We start from the raw sequence: 24,074 nt of genomic DNA on the forward strand, positions 1-24,074 counted from the left end.
TTTAAATATTCAGGAAACCTTATAGGAAAAGTGAATTTAATATTTTCCGGTTGTTTGTACATGTCTGCCATCAAAGCCGACATGTACAATGCTGGCAATAGCTTTATTATGCACAATATTACGTGCTTGCGACTGGCGTAAACGTTTATATCGATTCGCAATTTTTTCTATCTTTGGCTTTATTTGACGTTTAACACCCTCGATGCCTAGCTTACTGCGGGCGGCCAAGTCATTAAAATCACTGAATTGCTTAGGATTTAATGACTGCTCACCTGGTGCAAAGGTTGGTATAACAATAAAGCCATTGACAGCATCGGCGGCTTCACCGGCTTTTTCTTTACCGGGATTGACACCTTTCGACTGTTCAAGATGTTTATCATCATCAGCGGCCAGCATGATCGGAGTATGGGGATACTTTTCATGTAATGCTTTCGCTACTGATTTAAGATTTCCCGCATCAAAGGCCGAAACAACCGCTGGCAGATCAGTGGCTTCTTTTATTGTTGCCGCGGTTGCATAACCCTCAGCAATGACGATGACGGGCGAGTCAGCAAGTTTTTCTATGCCACCTAATGCGTGAAAGCAGCCTTCCTTTCTGGAGTCTTTAGCAAAATTTTTGGTGCCATCATCACCGATATATTGAATGCTCCAGATTTTTCCATCAATATCCATTGCAGGAATACAGGTCATTTTGTGTGCTGGGCTAGTATAAACACCGGGGTGGACCTGAATACCTTTTGATTTCATGTATGGGGTTTGCTCGGTGGCCTCTTTCATTTTGGATAGCCTAAGCTTTAGTTTGAGAGCAGTATTTTCATGCTTTTCATCAAGTTCAAGTTCTCGATTTTTCTGATTTTCAAGTGCCTGAGCTTTAAGAGCTGATTTTTGCTCATCGGTTAATATATAACCTTTGCATTTCCATTTTAATTCACTACCTGTGCGATTATTTTTGATATAGCCTGCGGGAATACCATCTAAATGGGCCACATAAAATCCTGCCTTTTCACCCTGTTTATCATCATCCATTTGTATTCGATGGGGTTTGCCATCCATGATGGGATGTTCGCCTGTTACGATGGCACCTAAGCTGATTAATGCTGCTTTGAACTCATCAGCTGGTGTTAGGGCTTTATCTTCTGGTGAAATTTGCTTTTCTGGAAGCCAGGGTTTGATTTTTTCAATATCAACACCTGGCTTTGCATACCAGCATTTCTGATGTTTGTCCCAGGCAATCCCAGTTGTCCCATCAGCAAGCTTACCTGCTATTGATTTTGCTTTGTCTTTTTCTTTGTAAGGGATGCTGAGCCAGATTTTCTCGGAGATGTATTGTTTGGATTCCATGAGGATTTCCTCTTTTGGTTGCTCATCCCTGGTTTCAATGGGCAGCTCAAGATTTAAGTCCTGGACCTGTTCCAAAGCGCAAATATGATTGACGATTTTTTCCGCATCGGCTGAGGCTCTGAATATTTCCAGTGGATCATCTTCTAAAATTTGAGCCCATGACTTGATGTAAGCCGTGTGTTGAGAAGGGTCGTGACCAATGCCAAGCTCCGCGCCCAACAACATGCTGGCAATTTCAGCTCTTAATTCTTCTTTGGCATAGCCTTCACTGCCAAAAGGATGGCTCAAGTCTCGATTAAGCCTTGAAGGATGGCCGCTCCAGTGACCTAACTCATGCAGGGCAGTGGCATAATAATGGGCGGCAGATTTAAATTTCTCCTTTGGAGGCAAATGAATGCTGTCGGTTGATAGCCTGTAAAATGCTCTATCTGCTTCTGAATGAAAAACGGCAGCACCAGAATTTAATAGCAAAGTTTCAGCTCTATCGATTAAGGACCAGTCCTGCTCTTTTTGAACCAGTTCCGGCATATTATCAATTTGGGAGGCGTGAAATACCCTGGCATAAAACACCTTGGGTCTTTCAAGGTTAACCTGCACTTTGATTGGATTGCCCTGCTCATCAATAACGGCATTGCCTGCATTATCTTTTTTGATTTTTTCTTCGCTAAATTTCCAGTATTGTACCGTTGTGCCTTTCTCACCTTTTCGGACCTGTGCATCGATGCTTTGGGCCTGTTTGTAGGTTAGCCAGCGGTTATCGCCATCTTGGTTCAACATTAAATATAGGGCATTGATACCACGATATCGCTTTCCGGTAACGGGATTAAAGGGAATATGACCATCACCTATGCCAGGCTCCCAGGGCTTTAACCAGGGCGCGCTTCCAAGTTTTAAGCTTTCAATGATTTGATTGGCAACCATTTGGTGGTGAGACATCTTAGTCATAGGCTGCCTCCTGAGCATCAATTTCACTTAAGGCGTCCTCAGAAAAGGCGCCCATGATGTCTGCCTCGATGGGTGTGACCTCAGTGATAAAACCAGGGACCATCAAGTCCTCTAATTTTTCTGAAATCACATCGTTTAGCTTGGTTTCTTTATTCATGCAATTTCTCCATTGTTGCTTTGACCCATACGGGTGTGATTATTCCCTTGATTTGGCTTAAGTGAACAGGACCGTAATATCGACTGTCAAAAGACCATGCGCTTTGACTGGTCATGGTCAATATTTCATCTTCTTTAAGCTGATAATCTATTGTGCGCCATTGCGGTAAAGGACGGTTTATTCCATCTGTTGATATTGGTTTTGAAAAAGAAATAAGTTGATGATTAACGAGTACTCCTTCATCGGTGACAGAGATGATATCGCCTTTGATGGCCACGACTTTTTTCATTAAATACCCATAGCCACCTGGACAAAAACCACTACCGATATACCCTCTATTTTTTGCTTGTTGGAAGACTGGCTTGTCCTCTGGGCAAAAAATCACAAAAGCATTTTTTAGATTTTTTATGTTTGATATGCGATAAAGACCAATAGGAATAGAATCGGTCATGTTAATCCTAAAACCCATAGCAATCAGAAGAAGTACTGCACTTAAAATACTCAGTAAAAAAATGCTAATCCAGGCCGTCAATTTCCTCATAGCCTGATTTCCTCATCTTTGCTTAAACGAGCGCGTAAGATATCTGATTGAATTGGGGCCTCAACCGATGCTCTGGCAATAAAAACGGGATCTTTAAAATAAAGCGGCTGTTTCCCATAAATAGCGGGAAAGCCTGCCACGTAGACCACCATATCGCCTGCCTCACGAATTAAGCCGTTCTCATCTTTTTTTGGGCCTGGCATACGTTGGCATTCATCAATGGTTAGAAGTGGACGGGATACTTCCTGCATCGTTTTAGATATCTGGGTTAAAAAGGTTGATATTCGCTTACCGCTGGTGGTGATATGTTCTTTGACAATGGTGGTCTGGCCTGTCAGTTTTGAAAGGTGTTCGGCGGTTTCAATTCGGTTGGGGGGATAGGCGTTTTGGATATGACAATTAGACGTAATGGTTTCATCAGGTCCATAGCCTCGCTCTCGACTTTTAAGCTGGTTGATGTCCTGACAAATAAGGTAAAACTTCAAACCGTATCCGGCAACAAAAGCCAATGACTCTTGTAAAATATCAAGCTTGCCAAGGCTTGGAAACTCATCAATCATGCACAACAGGCGATGTTTATAGGTTTTCTTCGTTCTTATAAATCCATCTACCCGCTCAAATTCCATTTTATCGGCCAAAAGGCGAACAACCATATTCAGCATGACACGAACCAGGGGTTGCAACCGTGCTTTATCATTGGGTTGTGTCACAATATAAAGACTGACAGGCCTGTCATGGTGCATCAAATCTTTGATGCAAAAATCAGAGGCAGACACATTGTGCGCCACGACTGGATCTCGGTATAAAGCCAGATAGGACTTTAAGGTGGATAATACGGAACCTGCTTCTTCCTCCGGCCTGTCAATCATATCACGTGCAGAGGCACTGATTACGGGATGCGTTTTGCCATCAACATGATGATATTGAGTCATTTCAATCAGTAAATCAGCGATATTGGTATTGGGATCAACAAGCATCCTGTCAATGTTAGGAAAGGTGGCTGGTTCTCCCTGATTTCTCAGCTTATAAATGGCATGCAGAATAAATCCAACCAACAATGCCTGGGATGTTTTCTGCCAATGGGTTTCAAGCCCTTTTCCATCGGGATCAACCACAAGTGTAGCGAGATTTTGTACATCACCAACTTCATATTCAGTACCAACCCTGATTTCATCCAATGGATTCCAGCGGGCTGATCCTTTTAAGGTTGCTGGCTCAAAGCGAATGACTTTGTTATTGGCATGTTTTTGACGCCAACCAGCTGTTAATGCCCACAGCTCTCCTTTTAAATCGGTAATGATACAAGACTGTTTCCAAGATAAAAGGGTAGGAATAACAAGGCCAACACCTTTGCCAGAACGTGTTGGGGCATAGGTTAGTATGTGTTCTGGTCCGTTATGGCGTAAATAATGAATATCACCTTTTTCATTTTCAAAAGCCCCTACATAGACGCCTTCTTCATTGCCAATAAGTCCAGCATCTTGTAAATCCTCTTGGTTAGCCCATCTTGCAGATCCATGTAAATATTCACTGACATTTTCTTTTTTTAAATGCTTGCCTGCAAAAACGACCAGCATTAAAAAAAGGCAGCCACTCATCACCATTAGCCCAAAAGCCGCATTAAAATAATCAGGGTAAAAATGGTGGTACTTCAAGCCCCACCAGAGTGACTGCCAGGGCAAATAGACATGATGCCAAGATATGCCCAATCCATCACTAAAATGCAGCTTATAAGCCACATACTGTGTGCCAATCTGCATGCTTAAAATCTGCGAGAGAACGACTAAAATAATTAGCTGTTTACTCACCTTGTCCTGGTGTTTTTGCCTCACTTGCGGACCAATGGCTTTATTGGGCTTAATCAGACTCATTGACTGTCTCCCGATGCCTTTTGATTGACAAACTGACTGACTTCATCAGAGCAATCTTCTTGAGGAACGAAGTCATCACTTCCAGAACTAAAGCTACCTTCTGGCGCACCCATGGATGTGACATTTTGAGATTCAGATGATTGATGCTCTGACGAAGATGATTCGGTATTGATTGATGCTCGTTGATGAATAGCATCGGCAATCTTTCCACCTGTGGTATCAGAGGCTTTTGCAGAAAAGGAAGCCTTCATGCCACCTGCTTTTTCACGAGCTACATCAAATGCACCAGAAGCTAAGTGCGAACCAAAAGAGCCGGCAAATTTTGAAGCTTGTCCCATGGCTTGAGCTAAACTACCTAGTTTTGAACCCGAACTACTGCCTGAAAAGGCACCCGTGTCACCTGCGCCAACACTTTGAGAAGCCGCTTTGAATGCGGCATTCAGTGCAGAAAGACCGCCAGCACTATGAGCGCTTACTGCTCCTGCCGCACCCGCTAAAGCGGTGCCTGCAATGCCCGCAGCACCTAAGGCACCACCCAAGCCAAGACCGCCACCACCGCCACCTGAACCGCCACCAGAAACAATACCTGCCAAAACAGGTGGAATTTTGTTGATGAGTACCAGTAATACAACGGCTACAACAAGCATGATAAACATTTCTTTTAAGAGAATGTCTTTGGCCATGGCAGCATAATATTGGTCAACAAACGACTTACCGATGCCGATAATCAAAATCATGGCAAACGCCTGTAATGCGATACCAAGTACAGTTTTGTAATATTGAATGGCAATATCCTGCGTCCAGCGGCCACCGCCAAAACCCAATAGAACGATGCCACCGTAAGTTAAAATCCAGGCGGTAATCAGGATGATGAGCATATTGATACTGACTAATGCCAAAACGATGAGGATGATGCCTGCGACTATCAGTCCAACCGTCGTTGCTGCTGGTGACCAGATGGATGAGTTATCAATTGCCTTTGAAACAATATCAAAACCCACATCAACGATATCAGAAGGCGATACAGTAGCCGAGATACCAGAAGCATTTGCTGCGAGCTTGCGCAAAGAGTCCATGATGGCGGTTGCAATGGCAGGACCATTATCTAAAATCCAGTAGAAAAAACCGACTACCACTAAAAACCGAACGGTTTCTGCCATAAACTCTTGAATATCTGCCTTGCGCAACGCCATTAAGCCATAGGTCCATACCATGCTAATGGTAGCCAAAGACCAAAACAGGTATCGGGCATAGCTTAAAATGGTGTGACTCCACATTGAGGCATTATTGGAGAAGCGATAGAGGATGTTATCAAGTAAATCTCTGCTATCCATACCAACCCCCTGGGCGTGGCAAATGCCTGAAAATCCAATTAAAAATAATAGAGTGAAGCTTGTTATTGTCTTTTTCATAGTATTACCATTTCGTGCCGGAACTTTTGGAGTAACTGCCGCGTTTAAAGCAAGCATCTGCTATCGCTTGCAGTTCTTCTTTGGTACGTCCTTTTTTAGAACTGTCACAGGTCAGTGAGGCAAGATGCTCTGCTTTTTTTCTCGCTTTGGTTTCAGCACTGTCACAGCCTGAAAGCAAGCAAACCAAAAGTGCTAAAGATAAAGTTAAAATTTTCATTTGTTATTCTCCTTGATGTTATGAATTAGTTACCATTTCTTGCCGGAACTTTTATGGTAGACGCCTTCCCGAAAACGATCATCTCCAGCGGTCTGTATGGCTTCTTTATTTGTCGCCGCAGCATCCCTTACCGCCTGTGCGTTTTGTTGAGCGACTAATAGTCCCCTGATTTGCAATAATTGATGCGCTTGATTGCTGGACAATTGTGAAGCGGCTTGAAGTGCTTGTTTTTGTCCTTGTGCAGTTTGGGCTTGGGATTGTAAGACTCGTAATTTTTCAGAATCCTTTTTTAAGTTCTGCTGTTGCTTATCAATGCCCTTGAGCATGGCATCATTGGCACGTTTTTCAGCCACGGAGGCCGCCATTTTGTTTTGTTTAATTTTTTTGAGTTCCTCTGGTGAACACCTGCCACTTTCATTAAAACAGGCTGTTTTTTGATAATACTCTTGGCTTTGGAAACGGTCGAGATAACCTTGTAGGCTGCCAGCTTCCTGTTTGTAATAATCAATCGTATTCGTTGTATCAAGCAGGTTATTGATGACAGAGTTGGCATTATCCCATTGAAAAGAGGTCAAGGATTTTGTGTTTTCCAGCATGTTCTGATATTGCTGGAGTTGATTTTGGTATTGATCGACTTGAGTCTTATATTGGCTCACCTGATTAATGATAATTTTTCCATTTTCAATCCAGTTGGCGAAGTCAAACACAGGTGCGCCACTGGAAAAAACATTTGCAGACCACAAAAATACAAGCATTAATTTTAGTTTCATTGGACTCCCCTTATTCAATAAACAAACTGCCGATAGGGCTGTTTAAACGTTAAATCTTTTACGACGATGACATTGAAACGGTAACCAGGTCGAACATGAATGGTCGGTGAAACATTTAGATTTTTGGACACCAATTGAGAGGTCACTTCACCGAGTTGCTGACCTAATGCTTGGCTCAAAACATTGCCAGCAGTAGGTTGGTTATAACCAATTTGGTTAGACTGGTTGGCGGTTTGGCTGTAGGTAATACCCGCAACAATGCCCGACATTAAAAGGGCCGAGCCATAAATTCTTGCATAATGATGATCAACCTGATCTCTAAACCCGCCATATCCGGCACTATCAGCCCCAGGCATGGAACCAATATCCAATGCTTTGCCATCTGGGAAAACCAGACGCTGCCAGGCTACCAATACTGAATTCTGACCAAAGCTCACATCACTAGAATATATTCCAATCAGCTTTGTGCCTTGTGGGATTAAAAGAAAGCGGCCTGTTGTCGTATCATAAACATTTTGTGATACCTGGCCGATAATCTGCCCTGGTAATTCTGAGGAAATACCACTGACCATCACCCCTGGAATCACACCTCCGGCTCTTAATTCATAGCGACTGTTTGGATTTTCAAGTTTTGAGTTTAAATGCCAGCGACTTTCATTTTCTGCCCCACCCAAAGTTTGTGGCATTGGTCTGGAGTTTTGCATAGTTTGTAACTGTTGAAGATGCTCTTTAAAAGAGTTGGTACCATTGACATTATCCCCAACTGTATTGTCTCTAACATTGAAACGAGCGTTTTCCACCATGATGGATGTTTTTGCTTTCACTGCTTCTTCAAACGCTTGGGTCTTTTCCTGGCGAATACGTTCAACTTCATTATCAGATATAGACTGATCCTCTGTTTCAAGTTTTACCGTTGGTTGCTGCGGTATAGGCATTGGCAATGAAGGTTCCAAGGGATTTGCCTTTGCTACATTATTTGCTGCAATCATCCCTGACTTATGATCCCCCACAACCTCATAAGCAAGGTTCATGGTATTTTTCTTGGCTGTTTTTAGCCTTAATGGTTCTGCGATTTGGTTCTGTGCATTTGCTCTTTTAAGGGCTGCGAGCGCTATCAACACAACAAAAACCGTCAAAACACCAACCGCAATGAACAAGGGCATATTGTTTACCCGCTTGACGCCAGCTGTGGAGAGCTTTTGGGGCGAGGAATCCGGTGATAATAGATCGTTATTCTGACGCATTTTTATCACTCCTTATGTGACCATGGGCTAATTGGGGTAAGCTTGCCATTCGTTTTTGCGTAGACTCTACTCAGAGTCTCTTGACCAATATAAAGACTGACTCGGTACAGACGGCCAATTTCCGCCTCATCCACCACATAAAAGAAATTTGCCTTTTGCCTTGGGCGGATATTTTCAACTACGCCATACCCTTTTTTGCGCATCTCTTGAATAAGCTTGATACCAAAAGCATCCCTTACTTTCTGACTGATACAAAAGGTATTTCTAGCTGGCGGATAAACACGAGTTAATTGGGATACGGCATCTTTAGCCAAATAGATATCCTTGTTTTGGGAGGTTTCCGTAAAATTTCCATAACGCATGCTGGCACAGCTCGATAACAAAATAGTCAGAAGTAACACGCTTAATTTTTTCATTATTAGCACCTCGTAATGGTAATTTTTTCTTGAGATGAGCCACTGCCGACAACCAACATAGCCTTGTCGAACACGCTATCGACAATATAGCGACAATCTTGCAAGCGATAATTGACCATCACTGTCTCTGATTTCTGGAAGAAACCACCTTTTCTTAATACCAGGAGAGCAGGCGCTTCGCTTTGCATTATTGCTTTAGGCATTTCAATGATGGTTTTAACGCCATTGTTATATATTCGTACTGGCTTGAAGCGGGCATTGCCCTGGATTCGGTAATTGAAATTTAGATTGCCTAAGTATTCATTCGTTTCAGGGAAGGTATTGGCGGCTCTATGTTCTGCTTGAATCTTTTGTATCAAACGCCATTTTGCTTTGGCTTCATCTGGATAAATAAATGAGACATAGGGCATAAACTCATAGCGATCAGATTTTAAGCGGAAATGATAAGTTCTCCTGTCTGTAGTCACGACCAAAGAAGAATCAAGTCCCACATCTCTTGGCTTGATAATGAGATGAATTTGCTGACTGGCTCCAACACCCGTAATCGAAGGCTCAACAATAAAGCGAGGATCGCCAACATTCATATCATTAAACTGCTCGCCTTTTTGCAAAGCGATATCACAAACCTGCAAGGGCGCACATACAACCCTGATTTGACCTGAGCCATAGACAAAACTGACTGAACCATCCGAGGATTGAAAAGGCTTGCTGGTTTTATCGCCTTGTTGAAAGCGCTCGGCTATATTTAAAGCCAACTTGTCTTTGCCGGATAATTTCGGCATATTTTTAGAAAAATAGAGATTGCCCAGTTCATCATTATCCTGGGCGAAAGCGCTCAGCGGCAAAGCCAAAATCATAAAGAGAAATAGTCTTTTCATTATTGTTCCCCATGCTTTAGGTCATAAGACCAGTTGAAATCGCGCACATAGATCAAGTGAGGATTCTTCAAAATGGACTCACTGGAAATATCGTTAAGTTCGTTGTCTTGATACATCGTTACCATTGCTTTCATGACAGATGGTTTTTCTTTAACAGTGCCGTCACGATTTCTTACCGTCTCGACCCAATCCACTTGCCAGGTGTTTTCTGACTCCTGAAGAACTGAACGAATTTCAATGTTCACAATTTCACGCGTGGCGCGTTCAAAAGGATTAGAGCGCTGCTTGTCGTTATAAAATTCCTGGACTTTATTAAGCGCTGCATCGTTTTGGTTTAAATAGGAATAGACTTGAAAAACGGCCTTTTTTTGTAACTCGACATCTGCACTGACCATGCGAATATTTTCAATGAAATGCGCCGCTGCCGCTCGATAATCATCAATGGAGGGTTGACCCACTCTATCGGCGCGAGTTACTGAAAGGGTATTGCCGTTGGCATCTTGTTGAAACACCAGTGGGATAAATTTAGACTGACTGCCAATTGATATCAGTCCACCAACGGCGGCCAGTGTTATTAATAAACTACTCAGTCCAACTAACTGCCAGACCTGTAAGGATTTCATCAATCCCGCGGTATGGACATTCCAGGCTCGTTTAGCATTGAGATAAGGATTATCAGTTAATGCTTCATTTTTTGTTTTCTGGCTTAGCTTTTTAAGCCAAAGGTTTAGTTTACTCATGCGGCTTCTCCGTATTGATTGAGTTCAATTCCTTTTTCTGACAGCCAATAAGACACCCACTCAGTACCGTATTTCTGCTCAAGTTGCTTCATACGCTCAATGGAGTCGGGATCGGTGGCACACACAAACGCCAGAGCCAAGGGACCTAATGCCAGTTGATACAGGCGTTGTCCTTTTTCACTGACATAGTAGTAATCACGTTTTGGCTGGGCAGACGCGATGATGTCTATCTGGCGAGGGTTTAAACCCATGCGCTCATAAATCACACGAGTTTCTGGATCTCTGGCATAGAGATTAGGTAAGAAAATTTTACTGGCGGTTGATTCAACAATAATGTCTAAAATGCCAGAACCCGCTGCATGGGATAAATGTTGTGTTGCCATGAACACCACACAGTTCTTTTTGGCCATCGAATCTAGCCATTCAGCAATTTTGTTTTTAAAGACAGGATGTGCCAGCATCAGCCATGCCTCATCCAATAAAATTAGGGTTGGCCGGCCATCCAGAGAAGTTTCGATGCGCCGAAACAGATACAACAAAACGGGTAGCGCAAATTTCTCACCTAATCCCATTAAATGCTCGATTTCAAACGTCATAAATGAAGAAAGGCCTAAACCATCGCTTTCAGCATCCAGCAGATGCCCCATCAATCCATCAATGGTGTATTGTTTAAGTGTTTCGCGAATAGATTCATCTTGAATGGTCATGACAAATTCAGATAGGGTTTTAGAACCACTTTCATGCATGCCGATAATGGCATGTCCGATTTCATTGCGTTGTGCTGCTGTGGTATTTAAGCCATTTAGTGCCAGAATGGTATCAATCCACTCCATGGCCCAGGCGCGGTCCCCTTTGGTTGCTAAAAACTGTAAGGGCGCAAATGCAAGCAGTGAATCTTTATCAGCAATGGTGTAATGCTCACCACCAGTGGCTTTGCAAGTTGGATACATCGACATCCCTTTATCAAAGGAATAAATGCGAGCATCTTTATAACGTCTCCAGGACAGAGCTAATAAACCAAGATGAGTAGATTTACCAGAACGGGTAGGACCAAACATAATGCCATGGCCTAAATCTCTAACATGAAGGCTCAAGCGAAATGGCGCATTACCATTGGTGACACAATGCATCAAAGGCGGTGACATCGGTGGAAACAGCGGGCAAGGCGCTTTGTTTTCTCCAGTCCAGATGCTGGATGTAGGCAACAAGTCGGCCAAATTCATGGTGTTGATGAGTGGCCGCCTGATATTTTCAACGCCATGACCAGGAAGGCTACCCATGAAAGCATCCATGGTGTTAATGGTTTCAGTTCTTGCGGTAAATCCTAGCGCGTTGATATTCTTTTCAATGAAAAGCGCTGATTTTTCTACTAAAGTTCTGTCTTCATCCATTAAAACAACAACTGAGGTATAATAACCTTGCCCCACCATGCCTGAGTTGGTTTCAGCAATCGCTGACTGCGCATCATTTACCATGCTAAGCGCATCTTCATCGACAATACCTGAATTAGTATTAAACATCTGATCGAAAAAGCCTCTGACTTTTTGCTTCCACTTTTTACGAAATTTGGTGAAATGCGCTACCGCTTCATGCGCATCCATAAAGATAAAACGAGAACTCCATCGATATTCAACAGGGAGTTGGGTGAGCGCTGTTAAAATGCCAGGGTAGGACTCCATGGGGAATCCTTCAATGGCCACGCACTGAATGAACTTTCGACCAATCTTTGGCGTGATACCTGGCGTTAATTCCTGACCACCGATTAAGGCATCAAGATAAACAGGATTTTTAGGTAAGTTGACCGGATGATTTAGGCCAGTAACACAAAATTGTAGATGTCTTAAAAAGTTGTCATGCGTAACCGTTTGTCCTTCATCATCAATACACTGTTCAGACTGTAGCCTTTCAAGATCAAGGGCTGAACTCATGCGTGATTCAAAGTTCCGGCAGGATTGCTTAAATTCTTCAATCAGCTGATGGGTTTTGGCTTTCTTGCTTAAACGTTCCTGGCTGTCGTCAAACATCAACTCAACAAAACGTTTTTGCGCCAATACCGGTGGATACCAAGTCAAGGTAATGACAAAATAGCCCTCATATAATGTCCCCATGCTTTCAAATAGCTGCCTTCTTTCCTCATCTACAGCCTGTGATATGGCATCTGGGAAGTGCGAACCACCTCTTTCACTGTACCCGGGGGCAGCACGTCTAATGGCATCAACGTGCACCATCCAACCACTGCCCATAGCAGACAAAGCTTGATTAATGCGAAACGACACCATCTCCCGAGCTTCATCGGTGGTACTGGCATTATCCTCGCCTCGATAAAGCCAAGCTGCCATAAAAGAGCCGTTCTTGCCTATAATCACGCCATCATCAACCACCGCAGCGTAATTGAGTAAATCAACAAAACCCGCCTTAGTATTTCGATGTTTTTTTAAATGATACGCCTGGCTTTTCAGGCGAGCTTGGTAAAACAGGAAACTTAAGAAGACAAGCCCCGTTATACTGAGTAAAATAGTGATTAATTCAATCATGTTTACCTCTTTTATTAACCCTGAATGGAGTTGAACGCGCAGGGTAATAGGCTTGATAACTTCGCTGCCTAAGATAGATTGCGCGCATGCAAGGATCTGATTTCGCCATTAAGCGAAGTCCTTTCAGCGATAAAAACCACATAACAATACCAGCAATAGCAGCTAACCAATCCTGAGCGGCAAACACTAAAATGGCCGACAACAATCCAGAGAACATAACCAGCTCACGATCCCCACCCATAAAAAGACTTGCGCGGTTTCCACAGCGACGAATAGGTATAGTGCGAAGACTCATGACTTATGCTCCGCTTTATATAATTCCACAGATGGTTTGGTAACTTCTGCACCTTTGCCGGTAATGGCCGTCATGGTGTTTTGTGCCGCAACCAAAAATGAAAGAACCAGAACAAAAAAGACAAGGGTTCGCATAAAGCCATTCATATCACCGCCAAAAATCAACGTAGCACCAGCGGCAACCAGTCCAATGATGGCAGCACTAAAAGCAAAAGGGCCGGTGATGGATTTCTGGATTTTAGTCAGCCATGAATCAAAGGGCAGTCCTCCACCCGTTGTAGATGCAAGGACGGGATGGGTCATAAACAATAAAAATAAAACGACCAATCCTATCATCCCAATTCTTTTATAATTCAAAGTGCCAAAATAGTTCATTCATATTCTCCTCAAACAAGTTTTTCGACTAGGTATTGGCCGTTTTCAAAGCCATTAACGGATATGATTTCTTCAACTTTACGTCCCTGTGGTGTTCTTGCGATATGCACTACACAATGAACTGCCTCACCAATTAAAGGTTCAATTTCAGCCGGGGCAGCAGGGTTTCTGGTAATCAGAGATTTCAAACGATGAAGCCCTGCAAGAGCATTATTGGCATGCAAGGTGGCTGCTCCTCCTTCATGGCCCGTGTTCCAGGCATCTAATAAATCCAAAGCCTCACTGCCTCGAACTTCACCAACCAGGATGCGGTCAGGTCTCATCCTGAGCGTCGTTTTTAAAAGCTGGGTCATGCTGACATCAAGCGTGGTGTGGTACTGAACACAGTTTTCAGCTGAACATTGGATTTCGCCAGTATCCTCAATGATAAAAATGCGCTCTTCCGGTGCGCTTTGCACCATTTCATTGATGATGGCATTCACCAATGTGGTTTTGCCTGAACCCGTACCGCCAATGACTAAAATATTTCGGTGATTCGATACTGCTTTTTTAATCACCTCACACTGTGCAGCCGTCATAATGTCCGATTGAACGTATTCATCCAATGTAAACACCGATATCGCTTTTTTACGGATAGCAAAGGTCGGGTTTGAGACAACTGGCGGAAGTTGACCCGCAAAGCGTGAACCATCCAGCGGCAATTCACCCTCAATCATCGGTTTCAATCGGGTCACTTCTTTACCGTGAAAACCTGCGATGGTTTTGATGATGCTTTCAGCTCGCGCCTCGGTGATAGTTCCAATGCAGCGCATTGTTTCACCGAGTCGTTCCTGCCAAAGTCTGCCGTCAGCGTTAAGCATGATTTCGACAGTTTTTGGATCATTTAAAGCCTGTTCAATCAAGCCACCTAAATCCCGCCTTAGCTTTTCTTTGGCTCGGTCTTTAACCGTTACTAGCTGTTGTTCATCAATATTCATCGAATCATTCCCATTAAGCATTTGACTTAAGCCGCACTGCTTTTAAATTTATTAATGAGCCTGTCGACAATGCTTTCTTTGTTTGGAGTTTTATCGATAAACCAGTTATCCCTTATTCGATCGCGGTAAATGCGGCGCTGGATTTCATCACGGTGAACAGGGATGGAAATCGGCGCATCAAAAGCCAGGCGAACCTCACCGTTTTGATAGTCTAAAACCGTGCAATAAACATCATCGTGAATAACAACAGATTCCCCAATTCTTCTTGTTAAAACCAACATGTCTTTTCTCCTTTTGGTTTATTTAAATAAAAATGCTTTGCATTGCTTGATGTTTGTTTTTACGACCTCTTTTGAGGCAGGTGTATATTCTTTGGGTGTGACGTAAAAGTTGTTACGCTTTTTTATGCCACGACAAATGCCAATCAATTGCGGCAAGCTGGGCGGCATTTCACAATAGTCCCGACATTCGATGATGGCCTGATGCAAAACGTCATCACTGAATTGATTCAAGCCTTCCAGCCATTCCTTTTTAGCAAACTCCAAAAAGCCATCGCTCTTGAACTGGCTGCGCCACAAGTGCCCGTAAAAAACAGCAAAGCGAGTAAACAAGTTCTCAATCCGCTTTTTATTGCTGTCGGTAGCATTGCAGTTTGACGACGTTGTCCTGTTCGTATTCATCTTTTGCGGTGCTTGTTGTGTCTTCTGTTTCTGGGTTCCAGAAGGGATCATGGGCTGTTGTTTCAGTACTTGAGCGGCGCTTTGCATTCCTTTTCTCCTGTATTACTTCAGTTTTGACTTCATCTTCCCAGCATTTTTGTGCCAGCCAGTTGGTTGGGTATTTCCAGGGTGGCACCCATTCGCCGTGTGCTTCTTTTGCTTTTCTTGCTTTGGTTTGTTGATCGAGTGCTTGCAGCATCGTTCGTAGCAGATGCTTGTCTGGATTAATTTGTTTGAAGGTTTCAAAAGCACGCTCGCGTGACTTTTTCTCGGGATATAAATTCCAAAATTGTTCGAAGCGGCTTAATAAATAAATATAATTATTATCTTTAAGAGGTGTGGCGGCTTTTTGGGGTTCAGCCATGTCGGCTTTTATAGCCTCACCTTCAAAAACCCCAGTATTTTCAAGGCCTTTATCGTGCGGCTTTGTGGTGGCTTTCTGTGGCTGGTTTATGGCGGCTTTATTTTGGACAGAATAATACTTTGAAGCTAATGGACATTTTAAAATGAGTTGCATGCCGTCAGATTGAACTTCAATCATGCCCGCACGTTCCAAACCTGAAACTGCACGACGTACTTGATCACGAGAAAAGCTTTGGCTTTTAATTCCTTGATGCGGCTCGATATAAAGCTGTTCAGATATCGACTGATAACTGATTCGCCGCTTAATACCAGTTATTCCTGTTTTAATATCCATATACGGTCTTATTCCTCTTAGATAAGCCAATTGCTGGATATGAGGCAAGCCACTCATTGCCGCCAGCTCCTCACCATTAATGACAAAATCCATCATCGGTACATATTCCTGTTAATCCTCGTTTTTATTTTCATAATGTGATATCTTTATAAAAAATGGAATACAAAATCACAATATGTGAATAATAGGTTTCAATATATATCACGAAATGTGACATTGCAATACATAATCCTTATTTTTTGGAGCAACTTTGGCTGAGCTAAACATTAAAAAAGAAATTGGCAGACGCATTCTCGAGGCTAGGAAAGCTAAGGGCTTAACGCTAAAAGCTCTCGGGGAACTTGCTGGCGGTTTGAAACAAACGCGCCTAACTAATTGGGAACAAGGCACACGTACTCCTGGCCCGGAAGAAATTAAGCAACTGGCACAGGCGTTAGACGTATCACCTGCTTTTTTAATGTGCTTGTCAGATGAGCAACAGGTAAAGAAAACCAAAAGCCCTAGCCATTTAATCCCGCTTTTGGATCGTCATCAGGCTTGTGATGCTAAGTCACATATCGAAGCCATTCATGATCGGAGTTCATCTAGTGATGTGGTTTTGATTTCTGTGAGCGCTGTACTACTACCTGAATTAGGCGACGAAGCATTTGCGCTGAAGATGACTGATGAGAGCATGATGCCTGAAATTAGGGTGAATGATATACTCGTGATCGATCCTTCAACTTCGCCTCAGCCAGGGGATTTTGTCTTAGTCAAGTTGGCGGATAAACCTGAAACAATCGTTTGCCAGTATAAGAAACTATCTTATACCTCTTCTGAATTTGAATTGCTGACGCTTAATGATAATTGGCCGAGTATTAAAGTAGATGATGGACTTGAAATTGAGATAGTTGGAAAAGTTATGCAGAAGATAAGCCAGTGTTAGGTGATCAATTTTAAGGTTAAGTGAAGCCCCAATTTCCTTGTTTGATATGGAAATAGTGTCTTTTATGTTTGAGATATTTAAGGTACCGGCCTGTTGTAAAAGATGGCATATTTTGATCTTTTTAATCATCTTAAGCTAATTATTATTAGAACAAAAAATACCAACCGTTTAATGTTGATAGCGATAGCTGCTAAATATGCTTGTTTCTGGACATTTTCTATTCCTCGAGACTGTGCCCTAAGCAAACCATTTTGGTTTTTTAGTTCATTCATAACACCTTCAATTTTCCAGAGTCTTTCTCTTAATTTTTGCTTGAAAATATCTGTTTCCATCTCTTTTTTGACTTGCTTAAAAATGTCGTCGTGAATATGTCGTGACATGACTCGAATGCCTCTCCCTTTTGCAATAGGAGCTTGGCAGGATCCAGCTAATGAGCAGTTTCTGCAATCTTTCACCCTTGTTCGATAAGTAATAAACCCTTGGGAACTTACCTTGCTGGCATGAAATGGAACATTGTTTCTGCAAATATATGTTTCTTGGTCATAATCATAGGTTATTCCCTCTAATTCAGTACTATTATTGCCAGTACGAGTTGTAAAAAGAGGAATGAAAGAACGAATTTTATAATCCTTAAGAAAGGATAAAATTGTTCCAGAACCATAAGCTCTATCAGCTATCACTTCACTGACTGGGTAGGATAGTTTGGTTTTTAACTTTTTAATTAAGCCAATAAACGGCTGTGAATCATGTGTTGAGCCTGTAGTAACAAGAATATCTGTTATTACCCTGTTTTTACTGTCACAACAAACGTGTGCTTTATATTTCAAGCTTCTTGCTGTTCCTGTCTTAAAAGCAAGACTTGCATCTGGATCTGTTTTACTGCGGTGAGTTTTATTTGAAAGTTGCCATTTTGAGTTTTCCCTAGCTTCATTCGGCCTTCTATTACGAGGTGAATTCTCATCTATGGGATTCATTGAATTGAGTGATGCATTTGCTTGAATAAAGGTACTGTCAGCCATTATACTCTGGCCATCCATTAACCCAGCCTGTTCGCATTGACTAACAATATTAAAAAATACTTGTTCAAATATATCTTTTTTTAATCTTTTCTTTATTCTGCTCAAACTTGCATGATGGGGAATTTTATCTTTTAAGCTAAGGCCACAAAACCATCGATAGGCTATGTTATATTGAATCTGCTCCATAAGTTTTCTGGTAGATTTGATTGAAAATAAATAACCTAGCAGCATTATTCTGAAATATAGTTCTGGGGCAATGGAAGGACGCCCATTATTGGGGCAGTATAAATCCTCTGTTATTGAGCCTATAAATGACAGCTCAATTCTGCTGTTAACTTTTCTAAGGAAGTGCTCTTTAGGGATTAGACTATCCAAATAAAGGTAGTCATGATCGTTATGATTTAGAATCAGTTTACCTTGCATTTAAAAAAGGAGCATTAATAAAAAACAGATTAGATCACTATCTATATGTTTTGTAAATAACATTTTCAACTTTTACAACAGGTCGGTACCTTATCCATCTCAAATAGGGTAATATCAAGAAAAAGCCACAGGAGTGACCCTTGAATTTGCTCGATCCGCAAAACGACAAAAATCCGAAGTTTGTGAGTATGCCGTAGCAAGCTACGGAAAAGATGGTGGTAGGCCCACCGAGATCGATCACCAGCGGTAGATCTCAAACCACCTCATGCGGCGGCTGTTAAGAGCAGTGGTCGTGAGTGATGAGGAACGTCAGACAATGATCTGGCAAGGTAAGAATTAAGAAGACGAGTGGCAGCGAACCACTGTTGACGCGTCGAAATTGAATTAAGTAGCATCAAAATCAAGGACGTCACAAATCTTTGAGATAAACTTATCGGCAATCTGGATTCTGGGTAAGTGGTGCTCGGCGTAAAGGTGGCGTGATCTTAATTCAGGCTTTTCTGTGGAACTACGGGAACCAGTCGTCTTGATGTTAAGGGAGATGTCCAAGTGGAGATCCCACAAGGATTAGAGTACCAAAGCAAGGCACTGGGGCGGACCAGCTCGTAGTAGCTATGAAGCGGTTGTAATGATCGTAGAGCAAAGGGGTTGGGTCAAGTAGTCTGATTAAATATTCAACCAGCGATAGCTGGGAGGAGATATTAAAGATGACAAAAGTGTTTAATATACCGAAGAAACAGGTTTTGGAAGCCTATAAACTTGTTAAAGCTAAGGCAGGCTCAGCTGGTATTGATCGACAAAGTCTCACAGATTTTGAACAAAATCTGAAAGGGAACCTTTATAAAATTTGGAATCGGTTATCATCGGGTAGTTATTTTCCGCCACCTGTTATGGCAGCTTTAATTCCAAAGAAATCAGGAGGAACACGGACTTTAGGTATTCCTACAGTAAGTGATCGAATAGCTCAAATGGTGGTCAAATTATCTTTTGAACCCAAGGTGGAGCCATATTTTCTAGAAGATTCCTATGGGTATAGACCTAACAAATCTGCGCTTGATGCAGTAGGAATTACACGAAAAAGATGTTGGAAACATAACTGGGTTCTCGAATTTGATATCAAAGGTCTATTCGATAATATTTCGCATAATCTTCTTATAAAAGCAGTAGAAAAACATACCCAAGAAAAGTGGATAATCCTTTACATAAAACGTTGGCTCACTGCGCCGATCATAATGCCTGACGGTAGTAAAGTCCTGAGAGTAAAAGGCACACCACAAGGCGGGGTTATTAGTCCAGTATTGAGTAATTTATTTCTACATTATGTCTTTGATAAGTGGATGCAGATCAATCACCCTGGGAAACCGTGGTGTAGATATGCTGATGATGGGCTTGTGCATTGTAGAACAGAAAAGCAATCGTTGGATATGCTTAATCAGCTTAAACAAAGATTTAAACAATGCGGCCTAGAGATACATCCTGAAAAAACGAAGGTGATCTATTGCAAAGACAGTAACCGTAAGGGCAAATATTCTGTAACTTCTTTTGAATTTTTGGGTTATGAATTTAAACCTAGATTAGTCAGAAGTCGTGACACCAAGATATTATTTGTGAGTTTCACTCCCGCAGTGAGTTCTTCTGCCGGTAAAGCAATGAGAGAAAGAGTCAGGCAATGGAAGTTGAAATACAGAGTGGAACTAAGTCTTGAGGAAATAGCTACCTATTGTAATCCAACTCTAAGAGGATGGATGCAATATTACGGTAAATATTGTCCCTCGAGCCTTGGACCAATATGGAATCAATTTAACTCAGTACTAGTAAAATGGGTCATGCGTAAGTATAGAAAACTTAATGGAAAAATGAGAGCAGGAAAGATGTTAGAGTCCATGAGACAAAAACATCCAGCCTTGTTTGTCCATTGGGGAGTAGGTATAGGTGGTTACTTTGCTTGATGGGAGCCGTATGAATCGAGAGGTTCACGTACGGTTCTGCGAGGGGGCTGGCGGGGAAGGTCCGCTGGTCTACTTTCCTAGATAAGATTTCAAGCAAGGTGAGTGTTCAATTTGATATCAATTCTTTGAAGGCATGGCTTGGATATTATTATGAGGTTCATGTCAAAGGAGCACCTGAAAAAACTGAACAAGCCAAAATGAAGGACCTGACAAAATTTATTCAGTTCTTTGAAATGGAAGTAGGGCATGATCATGTGGACAGTTGGACGCCAGCTGTAAGCAAACAGTTTCAAAAAAGTTTATCCTCCACTATTTCATCAGTGACAGGAAAACCCTATAAGGCAACAACGGTTAATCGCACGATGGCTACCATTCGTCATGTGGGTAGGTGGTTACATCAACATCGGCCACTTTTGGCTGGTGAGCCCTTATCCCAGGTCAAAGATGTTCAGGTTGATTCGCCAGACTGGAATGGACTAAATTCAAAACAATTAATGCGACTTAAATCAGCTTGTGAACAACGTATCAAAAGCTGCACTCGTAGAAATCAAAACCCACTTTTAGAAGTGGCTATCTTTTATACCTTATTAGGAAGTGGCCTTCGGGCATCGGAGCTGGTTTCTTTGGATGTTTATCAGTATGAACGCAAAGGACTATCGAATGTGGTTCGACATAAAAGCAAGAGGGTGACTGGAAGAGTGCCTTTACCAATTGAATCCAGACAATTTTTAGATCAATACTTAGAGCAAAGGCAGCCAGATATAGAAGATCCATTATTTATTTCTCGTTATAATACCCGCTTAAAAACACTTGATGTGTATCGGGGTTGTCAACGCTTAGTTAAACAGGCATTGGCCTTTTTGCCGGATGAAGAAAAATTCAACTTTAGCTCACATAAACTTCGTCACACTTTTTTAAAAAGAGTGACTGACAAACATGGCGTGCATTTTGCTCAGGAGGTCAGCGGTAATGTGTCGATTAAAGAGATATTTCGCTATGTCAAGCCAAGTGAAGAAGAAATGCAGTCAACCATTGAATCTCTTTTTGATAATTAACCATTTCTAAGGAACTGATGTATGGAAAGTACAATAAATTTAGTGTGGACCGTTTTTTTAACAGTAATTATTACAGCCCCAATTACTGCATTGTGCACATACTTTATAACAAATAAATTGTCTGCACGATCAGAACGAAAATTTTTATTAAAAGAAGAAAACAAAAATTTAGAGTATTTTTTTGAGACCTATAAAGAGCTTGCGAACGAAATGAAAGATGACATTACCAAGCCAGAGAATAAAAGTATCAGAGAACTAGTAGTGTTAGACAGCCATTGTATTTTTAATAGTAAGCCAGGTAGAGTGCGTTTTTATTACTATACTGACAAAACCCCACTTGTTATAGATGGCATCAGGTATTTAATAGACTTAAATTATTTAGAAATTTTAAAAGAAGATAATATATTAATCTGTAGAATAAAAGAACATTTTTTAAATAAAATCAGAAATTACCATTAAGTGGGGTATTGACCCAGTCGTGGCAAAATTTACGGTTTGAAGGTTAGATTTGCTCTGAAACCGTAAATTCTCACACATCCTTTGCTTCTGGTTCTTCGATTGTAGCATCAGTAAAATATGTTCCCATCGTAATCAAATGTTTGTGTAGCAACAGTGATAAGAGGAGCCACGACTCGTCTTACCATCAATCGCAATCAGCTCATCCATAAAAAATTGACTGATTCCTTCTATCCATGAACTTAAACAACGCTCAAATTCTAAAGGGTCAATCAGAGAAAATACCCGTGCCAATGTGTGATGGCTTGGCAAACCTTCACTTACATCAATAAATTGGCTTAACCAGCGCTTGCGGCTCCTGGCAAATATCTCCATGGCTTTCCATCCATCACAGCCACAAATTAATCCGCATAAAACAATAATCAGTGTCGTTAAAAGTGAATACGTGCAACGACCTCCAACACGTGGGTCCTCAATGGATAGGAAACAATGAAACAAATATTGATTTTTTCCAAATTTACGCGTACTTTCTAACACAATCAGGCTCCTTCTTAAGATTTTTATAATCTACGTCGGTCAACGTAGGTGCCTGATTATTAACACTTTCTATTTTAATTTGCCAGATAAATCAACGCTCTCTTCTACAGTTGAGATACTCTTATCGTTTGATTTTTGAACTTTGATGAAATCGCCCTGTTGAGGCCCGCCTTTGTACGGGACAATTTTTTAAAAGCAATTCTCCATTGGCTTAATATCAATACAGCTTAAGTATTTAAGGAACAAATTAGAATTGATTTTAAAATTGGTTAAAAAATCACGCAAGGTATCAAGACCCAGCCTAAAGAACGAATTTTGAGGTCTTTTTTGATGACGTAATTTTTTAAGAGGGATTGGTCTTAGCTGAGCTCTCCCCTCCCCAATTTTATGAGCCCATACGAAACCAATAGCAAGAAGAGCAATAAGTTTTTCAATCCGACTTTGATCGACTATATGGGTTTCTTCAAACCGCCATCCACGAGATTTTAAGGCACAAAAAAGCGTTTCAATTTCCCAGCGGCGCAAATAGCATGCAATAGCATTTTTGGGGTTTTTATTGGTCACTACAATCATCAGTTCATCACGTGAATTTTTGCTCCCAGCCAAATAGAGAGGCTGCCCAAAGACATGGACCCGCATACCAAATACCTGTTGTTGAAAGGGAGCAAGATGTGAGAAAAGTTGTGCCGAAGTTTTAAATTTCTTTTTACCGATACAGACATCCATATTGCCCTTAATTCGTAAATAGAAAGGGATATTTTCTTCAACGAGCCAGGCTATAAGCGCTTTATTAGGAAATTCACGGTCGGCTAGAACACCTTGAATAGGTTCTTTACCAAAAAGGGCGATAAAGCGAGAAATAAGATTGATTTGTTCTTTTGCAGTGGTCGTGCCTGCTTTATCCAAGAGCGTCCAAAACAAGGGGATAGCGAGACCTTCATAACAAACTGATAACATAAAAATATTGATTTTTGCCTTTCCCCAGAACCAATTGGTTCTGTCTATCGCAAGATAGACTGATTGCGATTGCGAAAAAAATAATAAATAAATCCAGCGAGAAATCGGTTCAAAGGGAAAGGTAAATCCAGAAAAAAATCGTTTTACTCGTTTATAACGTGATTCGATTAAGGCTTCACCTGGCATTGCCACTGCAATTTCACTTAGATTTACACTGCGTACCATAAATAAAGCTAATAACATTTGTCCAAAACAATCCAATCGAGACTTGTGCCAAGATAATTGTTGACCTAAAATTTCCACCAACTCGCTGATATATTTCATATTACATCCTTTTTTAGACGAAATGATTATATGAAATACTTTTAAAATCAGCGAGTTATTTCTAACCCCCCCTCCCTCACCATTATTTTTTTATGATTTTTTGTCCCGTACAAAGGAGGCCCGCTCTGTGCAGGACAAAACTTCATGAGTCAACTTCTACTTGTATATTTTGGGGGACAAGTTGTCTGACAATTGTTCTAAACTCAATTTGAAGAAGCTGGTTCGTAGTCTTTTAATAACGTTACTTTTCTATATTAACCACCCGATAGGTTACTTGATCTGTAAAATACAAATCTAAGCT

At 41.5% G+C, this 24,074-nt stretch carries 25 protein-coding genes; 4 read left to right on the top strand and 21 right to left on the bottom strand.

Annotated features, from left to right (window positions below):
* Positions 1 to 36 precede the first annotated feature (36 nt).
* From E4T55_RS07880 to E4T55_RS07960, 18 genes are read right to left on the bottom strand one after another with little or no spacing between them, the layout of a single operon-like run.
* Positions 37 to 2,286, bottom strand: coding sequence for a zincin-like metallopeptidase domain-containing protein (locus tag E4T55_RS07880; protein ID WP_082636580.1), 2,250 nt, complete (start codon positions 2,284 to 2,286; stop codon positions 37 to 39).
* The gene (locus tag E4T55_RS15205) at positions 2,279 to 2,443 is read right to left on the bottom strand and encodes a hypothetical protein (protein ID WP_058502863.1); all 165 of its coding nucleotides are present in this window, start codon (positions 2,441 to 2,443) and stop codon (positions 2,279 to 2,281) included. Before E4T55_RS15205 ends, E4T55_RS07880 begins: the two co-directional genes overlap by 8 nt.
* Positions 2,436 to 2,984: a conjugative transfer signal peptidase TraF gene (gene traF / locus E4T55_RS07885; protein WP_058502864.1), complete on the bottom strand. Its 549-nt coding sequence runs from the start codon at positions 2,982 to 2,984 to the stop codon at positions 2,436 to 2,438. The genes E4T55_RS15205 and traF overlap by 8 nt, the downstream gene beginning before the upstream one ends.
* Positions 2,981 to 4,855, bottom strand: coding sequence for a type IV secretory system conjugative DNA transfer family protein (locus tag E4T55_RS07890; RefSeq protein ID WP_058502865.1), 1,875 nt, complete (start codon positions 4,853 to 4,855; stop codon positions 2,981 to 2,983). Before E4T55_RS07890 ends, traF begins: the two co-directional genes overlap by 4 nt.
* Positions 4,852 to 6,267 (bottom strand): P-type conjugative transfer protein TrbL, encoded by a 1,416-nt coding sequence (gene trbL, locus E4T55_RS07895; protein ID WP_058502866.1) that lies wholly within the window; start codon positions 6,265 to 6,267, stop codon positions 4,852 to 4,854. Before trbL ends, E4T55_RS07890 begins: the two co-directional genes overlap by 4 nt.
* A 4-nt stretch (positions 6,268 to 6,271) precedes the next feature.
* Entirely contained in the window at positions 6,272 to 6,484 is a 213-nt protein-coding gene (locus E4T55_RS07900; protein ID WP_058502867.1) for a hypothetical protein, read from the bottom strand.
* Between the two features lie 29 nt (positions 6,485 to 6,513).
* A complete protein-coding gene (trbJ, locus tag E4T55_RS07905; RefSeq protein WP_058502868.1) occupies positions 6,514 to 7,254 on the bottom strand; it encodes a P-type conjugative transfer protein TrbJ in 741 nt (246 codons plus the stop codon).
* Positions 7,255 to 7,268: 14 nt separating this feature from the next.
* A complete protein-coding gene (locus E4T55_RS07910) occupies positions 7,269 to 8,498 on the bottom strand; it encodes a TrbI/VirB10 family protein (RefSeq protein WP_058502869.1) in 1,230 nt (409 codons plus the stop codon).
* Between the two features lie 5 nt (positions 8,499 to 8,503).
* Positions 8,504 to 8,914 carry a conjugal transfer protein TrbH gene (locus tag E4T55_RS07915; RefSeq protein WP_058502870.1) on the bottom strand — a complete coding sequence of 137 codons (411 nt, stop codon included), beginning with the start codon at positions 8,912 to 8,914 and terminating at the stop codon, positions 8,504 to 8,506.
* A 2-nt stretch (positions 8,915 to 8,916) separates the two neighbouring features.
* Positions 8,917 to 9,792, bottom strand: a complete 876-nt coding sequence (trbG, locus tag E4T55_RS07920) for a P-type conjugative transfer protein TrbG (RefSeq protein ID WP_058502871.1) — start codon at positions 9,790 to 9,792, stop codon at positions 8,917 to 8,919.
* Positions 9,792 to 10,532, bottom strand: a complete 741-nt coding sequence (locus E4T55_RS07925; protein ID WP_058502872.1) for a conjugal transfer protein TrbF — start codon at positions 10,530 to 10,532, stop codon at positions 9,792 to 9,794. The genes trbG and E4T55_RS07925 overlap by 1 nt, the downstream gene beginning before the upstream one ends.
* Complete coding sequence (locus E4T55_RS07930; RefSeq protein WP_058502873.1) at positions 10,529 to 13,066, bottom strand: VirB4 family type IV secretion/conjugal transfer ATPase; 2,538 nt, start codon at positions 13,064 to 13,066, stop codon at positions 10,529 to 10,531. Before E4T55_RS07930 ends, E4T55_RS07925 begins: the two co-directional genes overlap by 4 nt.
* The gene (locus tag E4T55_RS07935) at positions 13,059 to 13,361 is read right to left on the bottom strand and encodes a conjugal transfer protein TrbD (protein ID WP_058502874.1); all 303 of its coding nucleotides are present in this window, start codon (positions 13,359 to 13,361) and stop codon (positions 13,059 to 13,061) included. Before E4T55_RS07935 ends, E4T55_RS07930 begins: the two co-directional genes overlap by 8 nt.
* Positions 13,358 to 13,735 (bottom strand): TrbC/VirB2 family protein, encoded by a 378-nt coding sequence (locus E4T55_RS07940; RefSeq protein WP_058502875.1) that lies wholly within the window; start codon positions 13,733 to 13,735, stop codon positions 13,358 to 13,360. The genes E4T55_RS07935 and E4T55_RS07940 overlap by 4 nt, the downstream gene beginning before the upstream one ends.
* Before the next feature lie 11 nt (positions 13,736 to 13,746).
* Positions 13,747 to 14,712: a P-type conjugative transfer ATPase TrbB gene (trbB, locus tag E4T55_RS07945; RefSeq protein ID WP_058502876.1), complete on the bottom strand. Its 966-nt coding sequence runs from the start codon at positions 14,710 to 14,712 to the stop codon at positions 13,747 to 13,749.
* A 26-nt stretch (positions 14,713 to 14,738) separates the two neighbouring features.
* Entirely contained in the window at positions 14,739 to 14,993 is a 255-nt protein-coding gene (locus tag E4T55_RS07950) for a carbon storage regulator (protein ID WP_058502877.1), read from the bottom strand.
* 18 nt (positions 14,994 to 15,011) lie between these two features.
* Positions 15,012 to 15,323: a hypothetical protein gene (locus E4T55_RS07955; RefSeq protein ID WP_058502878.1), complete on the bottom strand. Its 312-nt coding sequence runs from the start codon at positions 15,321 to 15,323 to the stop codon at positions 15,012 to 15,014.
* Between the two features lie 16 nt (positions 15,324 to 15,339).
* A complete protein-coding gene (locus tag E4T55_RS07960) occupies positions 15,340 to 16,221 on the bottom strand; it encodes a hypothetical protein (protein ID WP_058502978.1) in 882 nt (293 codons plus the stop codon).
* 157 nt (positions 16,222 to 16,378) lie between these two features.
* On the opposite strand from E4T55_RS07960, the gene E4T55_RS07965 reads away from it, so the two are divergent.
* Positions 16,379 to 17,053 carry a LexA family protein gene (locus tag E4T55_RS07965; RefSeq protein ID WP_058502879.1) on the top strand — a complete coding sequence of 225 codons (675 nt, stop codon included), beginning with the start codon at positions 16,379 to 16,381 and terminating at the stop codon, positions 17,051 to 17,053.
* 125 nt (positions 17,054 to 17,178) lie between these two features.
* On the opposite strand, the gene E4T55_RS07970 is transcribed toward E4T55_RS07965, so the two are convergent.
* Positions 17,179 to 18,495, bottom strand: a complete 1,317-nt coding sequence (locus E4T55_RS07970) for an IS1182 family transposase (RefSeq protein ID WP_058502880.1) — start codon at positions 18,493 to 18,495, stop codon at positions 17,179 to 17,181.
* Between the two features lie 707 nt (positions 18,496 to 19,202).
* Here E4T55_RS07970 and ltrA point away from each other — a divergent pair.
* The 3 genes from ltrA (at position 19,203) to E4T55_RS07985 (ending at position 21,958) form a co-directional block, all read left to right on the top strand.
* Complete coding sequence (gene ltrA / locus E4T55_RS07975; RefSeq protein WP_058502881.1) at positions 19,203 to 20,444, top strand: group II intron reverse transcriptase/maturase; 1,242 nt, start codon at positions 19,203 to 19,205, stop codon at positions 20,442 to 20,444.
* Between the two features lie 98 nt (positions 20,445 to 20,542).
* Entirely contained in the window at positions 20,543 to 21,499 is a 957-nt protein-coding gene (locus E4T55_RS07980) for a tyrosine-type recombinase/integrase (RefSeq protein ID WP_223168285.1), read from the top strand.
* Between the two features lie 21 nt (positions 21,500 to 21,520).
* Positions 21,521 to 21,958: a hypothetical protein gene (locus E4T55_RS07985; protein ID WP_058502883.1), complete on the top strand. Its 438-nt coding sequence runs from the start codon at positions 21,521 to 21,523 to the stop codon at positions 21,956 to 21,958.
* A gap of 132 nt (positions 21,959 to 22,090) precedes the next feature.
* Here E4T55_RS07985 and E4T55_RS07990 read toward each other — a convergent pair whose 3' ends face one another.
* Both E4T55_RS07990 and E4T55_RS07995 read right to left on the bottom strand, forming a co-directional pair.
* A complete protein-coding gene (locus E4T55_RS07990; RefSeq protein ID WP_165475152.1) occupies positions 22,091 to 22,492 on the bottom strand; it encodes an ISAs1 family transposase in 402 nt (133 codons plus the stop codon).
* Positions 22,493 to 22,681: 189 nt separating this feature from the next.
* On the bottom strand, positions 22,682 to 23,773 hold the full coding sequence (locus E4T55_RS07995; RefSeq protein ID WP_058502884.1) for an IS4 family transposase: 1,092 nt from the start codon (positions 23,771 to 23,773) through the stop codon (positions 22,682 to 22,684).
* Positions 23,774 to 24,074: the final 301 nt, after the last annotated feature.

Source organism: Legionella israelensis (genome assembly GCF_004571175.1).
Classification (GTDB): Bacteria; Pseudomonadota; Gammaproteobacteria; order Legionellales; family Legionellaceae; genus Legionella_D; species Legionella_D israelensis.